Below are 8,620 nucleotides of genomic sequence, written 5' to 3' on the forward strand. Positions count from 1 at the left end.
GTTTTGCGCTAATAAGATTTTCTTTTTACATCGATTATGATTTTTCAAAGACTGTTTTCATTTGTGTTCGTTTTTATCCATTCTATTGATAACTTTATTATCTCATCAAAATTTTCTTCGTAATAAAACTTCTTTTGATCTTCGTTTCCCTTTCCCTCCAGAAGCGATTCAAGGAAAATTGCAAATTCTCTGACATTAAAATTGTTACTGTAATCTCTAACAGCGGTGAGAAATAGATTCTTTCTTGACAGGCCTATAAGCATCTCATTGATTAATGGTTTTGATGAATATATTTCCTCTGAATAATTGAGGAGTTTTCTAGATATTACCTCCTCCTTAATCTCCTGAAAGCCCACTACTTATCGCACTTTCCATCAGGACATGCTGGATCGAACGTGGCCTCGAGTCTGAGGTATTTCGTATCCATTTTCTTTCTTTCCTTTCCTTCAGAAGTCATCTTTTCTATAATGGCGATTTTTTCCTTCTTCTCTTCTTTTGATGCTTCTTCCTTCTTGCCTGATGTTCCAGAATAGAGAACCTGTTCTGTTTTGCTTCTGTCTCTGTACACAGTTATTCCCTTGCAGTGTAGGTCCTTGGCCAGCCTGTAAGCCTTACCAATATCTTCTGGTGTTGCATCGTTAGGCAAATTTATGGTCTTTGATACACCTGAATCACAATATTTCTGGAATGTTGCCTGCATAAGTACATGCCATTCTGGATCAATTTCATGGGCAGTTTTGAAAAGCCTCTTAAGATCTTCTGGAAGGTCTATCTTTGAAAGATTTCCAGTTGTTGCAACGTCCTGCATCAATTTCTCAGAGTATAGATTTCTCTTTTTCATTATCTCCTCAAACAAAGGATTTACTTCTATTAACTCCTGACCATTCAATACATGCCTCATAAATGCTATGGCAAAAAGTGGTTCTATTGATGATGAACAGCCAGCTATAATAGATATTGTGCCTGTTGGTGCGATTGTTGTGGTAGTAGAGTTTCTCATAAGTATGTCTTCTTTTTCATATTCAGAACCATACCATCCCGGGAACACTCCCCTTTCAATGGCAAGATTCTGAGATTCCTTGTGTGATTCCAAATCAAGGAAACTCATTACATTCTCAGCTATCTTCAATGCCTCCTCGCTGTCATATGGAACGCCCAGCATGATGAGCATATCTGCAAAGCCCATTATTCCAAGCCCAATCTTCCTTGTTTTCCTTGTCATTTCCTTAATCTGCCTGACAGGGAAGTTGTTTGCATCCACAACGTTATCAAGGAATCTTGTTGACATATGGACTGTTTCCCTGAGTCTATCCCAGTCAATTGTGTTGTCCTCCTTAACGAACTTAGCCAGATTTATTGAACCCAGATTGCATGATTCATATGGCATAAGAGGCTGTTCACCACATGGGTTTGTTGCTTCTATATCTGCTATATTTTTTACCGGGTTTGCCCTGTTGATTTCATCGAGGAAAATTAACCCAGGATCTGCTGTTTTCCATGCGTGAGTTATTATGGAATCCCACATCGTTCTTGCCTTTATTCTTGATACAACCTTTCCAGTTTTTGGATTCTTGAGATCAACATATCCATCACTGTCAAGTTTTTCGAAGAACTCATCCTCCATTCCAACTGAAATGTTGAAATTTTTAAGAATGGTGTTTTCAGAGTCCTTGCTGGTGATAAATTCCATTATATCTGGATGATCATATCTGAGGATTCCCATGTTGGCTCCTCTTCTTTTTCCACCCTGTTTAATGACTTCAGTGGTCGTATCGAAAATTTTCATGAAAGAAACAGGGCCTGATGCAACTCCCTTTGTGGAACCAACAATATCATCCTTATTTCTCAGTCTTGAAAACGAAAACCCTGTACCTCCTCCAGACTTATGTATTTCTGCTGTCTGTTTCACTGCTTCAAAAATTTCTTCTATACTGTCTCCAACCGGGAGCACGAAACATGCTGAAAGCTGACCCAGTCTTGCACCAGCATTCATCATGGTTGGTGAGTTTGGAACATATTCCAGACTCTTCATCATTTTGTGGAATTTTTCTATTGTGTCCTCTGCGATGGTTGGCTTTGTGTATATGAAATCCATGAACTGTCCGAATGTACCTTTTAATACCCCATCGTTTACAAGCTCATTGAAGCCCCTTTCCAAAACTTCAATCTGTGTGTTTAGAAGATTTGATATCTTCTTCCCATCTTCCCTTACCGTTCCTTTTTTCTGGAAATTAGCATAATCATAAAGTGCGTCAATAACTCCAACGTGATTTGCAACTCTCCTGAACATCTGATCCGGAGTTTCTATAATTTTTCCTTCCTCATCTTTTAGTAAATATCTTGCCTCAAGTACCTTTACAGCATTTAGCGTTAACTTAAGATCATCTTTTACACCTAGTCTTTCCTTTTCTTCTCTGATGAATCTTCTCTTTTCCCTATATAGAATGTAAGCCTTTGCAACTTCATTGAATTTTCTTCCATCTATTTGTGTTTCCATAAGAACTGATTCAACAGTATCCTGTATATTTTCTACTGTTGGGATCTCTTTTCTTGCACTCAATTCTTTTACAACTTTATCAGCTAAGATTTCTGCGTCTCGCATATTTCCAAACTTCAGTGAAAGCATTGCCTTGTAGATTGCCCGTGATATTTTTGTTTGATCGAAATCCTCAATCTTTCCGTCTCTTTTTTTGATTGATTTTATCATTACAAATTAGATGTTGTGTTTATATTTAATTTTAATGTTAACTCTAATAGCAATTTTAATATCATTTTAATCACCAAATCAATTTTTAATAAGATAACAATATGTTATCAATATTGTTAACAATATAAATAATTTTACTTCTGGTAAAAGTAAGATCTAAAATTTTTATGTAACTAAAAGTATTAACATAATAAAGTTAAAAATCTAATTAAAATAGGAAACTTATTGAAATAATCTGTAATGACAGATCATGCCTGTTTTAGATAAACAGATGAGAATGAAGCTTCAGGGAGAACTTGCATACGTAAACGAAAGACTTGACCAGATCAGACAGAATAGGGACGAGCAGGGATATTATAATTATGAAATAGAACTCTGGAAGAAAAAGAGACAAGAAATTATGAATCAATTATATTAGGGGGAGGGGGGTATGTTTCCAATGGAGCTTAAGGAACTATCCTGGGCCTTGATACCTTACCATTGAATTTTCTATCCCTTATACCAACGAGAATTGATGTATCACTTTTTGATTCATTTCTGTTTATGTAACCAAGTCCTATTCCCTTTCCAAGAATTGGAGAAATACTTCCGCTTGTGATTATACCTATTTCTTTACCAGATTCGTCATAAATTAAATTACCATGTCTTGGAAATGAACCTTTTTCATTCATAATAATTCCCCTAAAGATTCTTTCAGGTTTCTGATTAGATAGGAGTTTTTCTCTACCAATATAATTATGATCATTATCTACGATAAATGAAATAGAAGCTTCGTATGGGTTTTTATCTGAATTGAAGTCCTGGCCTGAGAGAAGCATACCTTTTTCCATTCTTAGAGTATCTCTCGAACCCAAACCACAAGGACCACATCCTATTTTTTTCAAATCATCCACTATTTTTTCCCACAGATTAACTGCTTCATTATTTTTTATAATTATTTCACATCCTATTTCTCCAGTATAACCTGTGCCTGAAATTATCATTCCCTTTTCCTCATAAAATTTGAAAAAATCTGGAAATTTTAAGCCTAAATTTTTCATAATATTAACTGAATCCTTTCCCTGGATTGCTATACATGATAATTCACTCGAAGAATTTTTTACCTCACAGTTATTAGTTTTATTTTTCAATATATGATCCAGTATCTTATCAGTTGTTGCAGCATTTGGTACACATAGAAATTTTTCTTTGTTAAATTTGTAAATTATTGTATCATCAATCATATTTCCATCATTATTCAGGAAAGCAGTGTATAAACAGTCTCCTTCTTTCATCTTTGATATATCTGATGGAAAAAGTTTCATTAGACTTTCCTCAGCTCCACTACCTGTTAGGAATATGTCACCCATATGGGAAACATCAAAAACTCCACATCTCTCCCTAACATACATATGTTCTTTTATTATTGATTCATAGTATAATGGCATATCCCATCCATGAAAGTCAACAATATTTGCATTCATTTTTACATGTTCATCATATAGAACTGTTCTCATTTTACAGTCACCTTTTCTTCACTTGTTCCACTGGAAGTACCCCCCTCTCCCCCTATCATTCTTATAAAATACTCATGAACTCTTGTATCATCTGTTAATTCAGGATGAAAAGTAAGTCCAATCACATTTCCATCTCTCACCATTATTGGTTTTCCGGCCTGGTATGCCATTATTTCACCATGGTTAACAGATTTAATAACTGGGGCTCTTATAAAAACAGCCATGTAATTACCTATATCTTTAATATCAACATTATCAATAAAAGATTCTCCCTGTCTTCCATATGCATTTCTTTCTATTTCAATATCAAGAAGGCCCATTCCCTCAACTCTTGTATCGTTTGTCTTTGAAGATGCAAGGATTATGCCGGCACAGGTACCCATAAGTGGTTTACCATGTTTTACACTATCTACTATATCTTCATAAATTCCATACTCTTTTATCAGCTTATAAATGGTTGTACTTTCCCCTCCTGGTATTATTATGGCAGAAACTTCTCTCAACTGGTCTTTATTCCTCACCCTTAATGGTTCTATATTTCTTCCATTTTCACTTAATATTTTCAGGATATTGATATGCTCTTCCACGTCACCCTGGAACCCGATTACACCAATCTTCACATAACAGCATTTTGAATAGGTTAAAAATAGTTATGAAACACTTCGCTAGTTTATGTAATAGTAGATAAATAAAATTATTTGAATAATTCTATATATTCATAAGGATTAGTTGTTCCGTAACAGAATTTGACTTGTTTAAACTCAGACTTTAAATTCATTACTTCTTCCTTTGCCTTCTCTTCACTGATGTTATTCTTAAGAATTTTCATCATTATTTCTGCAAGTGCCTTTACATCATTCTTTTCGAAACCTATTCTTGTTATCTCCTGAGTTCCAATTCTTATTCCACTTGGATCCTGTGAATTTCTATTTTTATCTACTGGAATCAGATTCTTATTAAGTATAATATTGCACCTTTCAAGCTTTTCAGCAACCTCCTTTCCACCTCCAAATTTTCTAACATCAGCCACAAGTGTGTGGGACGAGGTAAACCCTCTTTTTTCTGCCAGGACATCCATGCCAAGGGCATATAGCTCTTCTGCAAGAGTTCTAGCATTATCTATGATCTTCTGAGCATAGGCCTCACCATAATCCAGCATTTCTGCAAGGGTTATGCCAAGAGCTGCCATTGTATTTAGATGGTGATTACTGAGAACTCCTGGAAAGACTCCTTTCTGAACCTTTTTCCAGGTTTTTTCGTCAGTATTCCCAATTACCATTCCATGCTGAGGTCCTGGAAGGGTTTTGTGAGTTGAGCCGGTTATAACATCGGCCCCTTCCCTAAGAGGATCCTGAAATTTTTTTCCTGCTATCAGTCCAGCCACGTGTGCGCCATCGTACCACACTTTGCAGCCAACTTCCTGAAAGGTATCTCTGAGTTCCTTAAGAGGTGCAGGGAAAAGGAATACAGACTGGCCAAATAGACATAGATTTGGTCTAGTTTCCAGAATTGTTTTTCTTGCCCCATCAACGTCTATGGTCATGGTCTCTTCATCATAAGGATAATTTACAATGTCTAAACCTCTGAAGCCCAGAGCCCCAAATTTCGCGGCACTTATATGGCCACCACCTGACAGATCTGGAGCACAAATCCTTTCCATAGGTTTTGTAAGGCCAAAAATAACTCCCATGTTGGCATTTGTTCCAGACACTGGCCTGGGATCAAACTGTGGTGCGTTATATAACTTCTTTCCCAGTTCTATGACCTTGTCTTCCAGCTGATCTACAAAGAAGTTTCCCTGATAGTATCTCTGATGAGGCAAACCCTCTGCATACCTGTGACCAAAGTCTGTGAGAAGCATCTCCATTGCCAGAGGACTCATCACATTTTCCGAGGCAATCAGGGGAATGCTTTCTTCAAACATTTTATTGTGTTTCTTTGCAAGATCCCTAATTTCCATTGCATCACTGAAAAATTTATCCATGGATATTGATGCATGTGAAATATTTTAACGTATGGTGATCTGAAATAATGGACGTATATTATTAATTTCATTTCCCAACTTCATGAATATGTGACATATGAAGTAAAGACAGCGAACACTTAAGAAAAGGGATCCAATACCCATCAACCGCTGTGATGAATTCAGCCTTGACTGATTTGTGATGAATGACAGGCAGACTGAGCGGTTAAAATCAGCAATAATTCTTTTAAAATGTTAAAATTTTGTTTTATCTCACACGTTCAAGTGAGAAGGATCCAAGATCAAAAGTTTCTCCCCTGTTGTAGACTTCTACCCATTCCCTTGTTCTTGCGTTAGATAAACCTACAACTTTCACATACTGTTTTGCATTAACTATTCTGAATTGAATGGTCCCATCCATTATGTAGCTGATAGTTTCAAAAACCTTTTGATCAAAGAGCCCATCTTCAAGCATATACAGTGCTGTGCACCTGCTCGCCTTCCTTTTCTGTGTGAATTGCTGTGTGAATTTCATGAAAACCTTCTCGTCAAACTGTGGAACGAACGCTGTAAGAGAAATGAATACAAGTCTGTAAAATGGGTATGTTCTGAGTAATTCCTGTTCAATCGTTTCCACAGATTTCAAAAGCAGGCTGAGGTTTGATATATTATCTATAACAACCGCTTTTTTAGATGGGCTCTGAGACTGAATGGATTTTGAATAAAGGTCAATAAACCTGATCAGTCCATCATCTTCAAAACCGTCCACGACTTCCGGTTCTACACTTAGAGTCTGGGCAATTTCATACTTTATCTGGTTAAGGTCTTTATCTGCTGTGATAATGACCACTGGCACGTTTTCTTTGATGGAGTTGGCCATGAAATTAGTTGCAAGCATATCCTTTGAGGTGAAAGGTGCACCAAACAGAACCACATTTGATGGCATGGGTAAACCGCCTAGAAGAAGTTCATCTATCTTGGAAATACCTGTTGAAATTTTTTGGTTCTTCCTTAGTGCAATAGGATCTTTCAAATCCACAAGCGCCTTCTTTGCCTCCTCTACCTTTATCTGTGGTACAGAAGCAGAGTCTATCTTTACCAGACTCTGGAGCATGTTCTCTATCTCTTTTTTCTTTTCTTCGGCCATCCTTATGGTTCTTTCCAGGTTTTCCTTGACCTGTTGCAGTTCGGCTATCTTGCTCGTAATCTCATTGCTTTCCATCGGTTCCCTCCCCTACGTATGTACCAGATACTACCCATGGGGGTGATTCTGGATCAAACGGTTCCATTCCATTAACCATATGTTCCTTTAAAGACTTTTCATCCATTTCAATTCCGAGACCGGGTTTACCTGATAATTTAAAGTGACCGTTTTCAAGTTTATATCCACTCTTAAGTAGTTTTTTCTTCCATTCTGGCCATGATTCCTCAAAACTCTCCTGTATAATGAAATTATTAATCGTGGTATCGAGATTCAGGGTAGCTGCAGTCTGGACGGGACCAAAAGCGTTATGGTATGCCACCGGAATTCCCCATGCATCAGCAATAGTGGCTATCTTGAAAGATTCGAGAATTCCTCTTGAGTTAGTTACATCAGGCTGAATTATATCCACTTTTCCCTCAACAATGTTCCTCATAAAATCTCTTGCATTGAGAACTCTTTCCCCAAGTGCTATGGGTGTATTCACAGTACTCCTCAGTTCAGGGAGCCTCATTTCAAGTTCAGGGTGGAGAGGTTCTTCAAAGAAGAAACAGTCATATGGCTCAAGAATCTGGGTGGCCTTTTTCGCAGCTTCCATGGAGAATCTCCCGTGAAACTCAATTAGAAGATCCATGGAATCTCCAAAGGATTCTCTAAGGCCTGATACTATATTCTCTGCACTTTCCAGTCCCTTCTTATTTATTGTATCGTAGTTATTTCCAAATGGATCAAACTTTACAGCATCAAAACCTTTCTTTCTAATTTCCTTTGCCTTGTCCACGAAATCATCAGCGGTAACGCAGTCTGAATACCAGCCATTGCTGTAAGCCCTAACGCTGTCCCTCATTTTACCTCCGAGAAGATTGTAAACGGGCTCCTTACAGCTCTTTCCAACTATATCCCAGCACGCCATCTCCACTGCACTTAGCGCAGAAGTGGCTTCCATTGACCTTGACAGATAGAATGAATGCTTGTAAAATTCCATTGTGTTTTTGTAAATCTCATTTACATCTTTGTTTAGAAAAACTCTTTTAACTTCTTCAGCGCTTTCCTTCACTGGAAGTGTCATGAGGGTTGTTGGTGCCTCACCGTATCCAACTATGCCATCACTGGTTGTAACCTTGACTATAATCATTGTAGAACTCCATGGTGATGATTTTTCGGATGTTTTTTCGCTTACGTTGTATATTTCTATCTCTTTTATCTTTCCTGCCATGGATCATCATATTTCATTCTAATTTTAAATGTTTCCT

8 protein-coding genes are annotated in these 8,620 nt (G+C 37.3%); 1 reads left to right on the forward strand and 7 read right to left on the reverse strand.

All coding sequences use genetic code 11. The features are described from left to right. Window positions 1-44 precede the first annotated feature (44 nt). Together CSP5_RS09600 and CSP5_RS09605 are read right to left on the reverse strand one after the other, a co-directional pair. The gene (locus CSP5_RS09600) at window positions 45-356 is read right to left on the reverse strand and encodes a hypothetical protein (RefSeq protein WP_021789628.1); all 312 of its coding nucleotides are present in this window, start codon (window positions 354-356) and stop codon (window positions 45-47) included. After that, a complete protein-coding gene (locus CSP5_RS09605) occupies window positions 356-2,707 on the reverse strand; it encodes an adenosylcobalamin-dependent ribonucleoside-diphosphate reductase (RefSeq protein ID WP_021789627.1) in 2,352 nt (783 codons plus the stop codon). Before CSP5_RS09605 ends, CSP5_RS09600 begins: the two co-directional genes overlap by 1 nt. A 250-nt stretch (window positions 2,708-2,957) precedes the next feature. On the opposite strand from CSP5_RS09605, the gene CSP5_RS09845 reads away from it, so the two are divergent. Further along, complete coding sequence (locus CSP5_RS09845) at window positions 2,958-3,125, forward strand: hypothetical protein (protein ID WP_021789626.1); 168 nt, start codon at window positions 2,958-2,960, stop codon at window positions 3,123-3,125. Window positions 3,126-3,153: 28 nt separating this feature from the next. Here the strand turns inward: CSP5_RS09845 and gcvT are convergent, their stop codons facing one another. The 5 genes from gcvT to CSP5_RS09630 form a co-directional block, all read right to left on the reverse strand. Beyond that, complete coding sequence (gene gcvT / locus CSP5_RS09610) at window positions 3,154-4,203, reverse strand: glycine cleavage system aminomethyltransferase GcvT (protein ID WP_021789625.1); 1,050 nt, start codon at window positions 4,201-4,203, stop codon at window positions 3,154-3,156. Then, complete coding sequence (pdxT, locus tag CSP5_RS09615; RefSeq protein WP_021789624.1) at window positions 4,200-4,823, reverse strand: pyridoxal 5'-phosphate synthase glutaminase subunit PdxT; 624 nt, start codon at window positions 4,821-4,823, stop codon at window positions 4,200-4,202. The genes gcvT and pdxT overlap by 4 nt, the downstream gene beginning before the upstream one ends. A 74-nt stretch (window positions 4,824-4,897) precedes the next feature. Further along, window positions 4,898-6,187, reverse strand: coding sequence for a serine hydroxymethyltransferase (locus CSP5_RS09620; protein ID WP_021789623.1), 1,290 nt, complete (start codon window positions 6,185-6,187; stop codon window positions 4,898-4,900). A 247-nt stretch (window positions 6,188-6,434) separates the two neighbouring features. Beyond that, window positions 6,435-7,388 carry an RAD55 family ATPase gene (locus CSP5_RS09625; RefSeq protein ID WP_077076744.1) on the reverse strand — a complete coding sequence of 318 codons (954 nt, stop codon included), beginning with the start codon at window positions 7,386-7,388 and terminating at the stop codon, window positions 6,435-6,437. After that, the gene (locus tag CSP5_RS09630; protein ID WP_021789621.1) at window positions 7,375-8,583 is read right to left on the reverse strand and encodes a mandelate racemase/muconate lactonizing enzyme family protein; all 1,209 of its coding nucleotides are present in this window, start codon (window positions 8,581-8,583) and stop codon (window positions 7,375-7,377) included. The genes CSP5_RS09625 and CSP5_RS09630 overlap by 14 nt, the downstream gene beginning before the upstream one ends. Between the last annotated feature and the right edge of the window lie 37 nt (window positions 8,584-8,620).

Origin of the sequence: Cuniculiplasma divulgatum, from assembly GCF_900083515.1 — an archaeon.
Lineage (GTDB): Archaea > Thermoplasmatota > Thermoplasmata > Thermoplasmatales > Thermoplasmataceae > Cuniculiplasma > Cuniculiplasma divulgatum.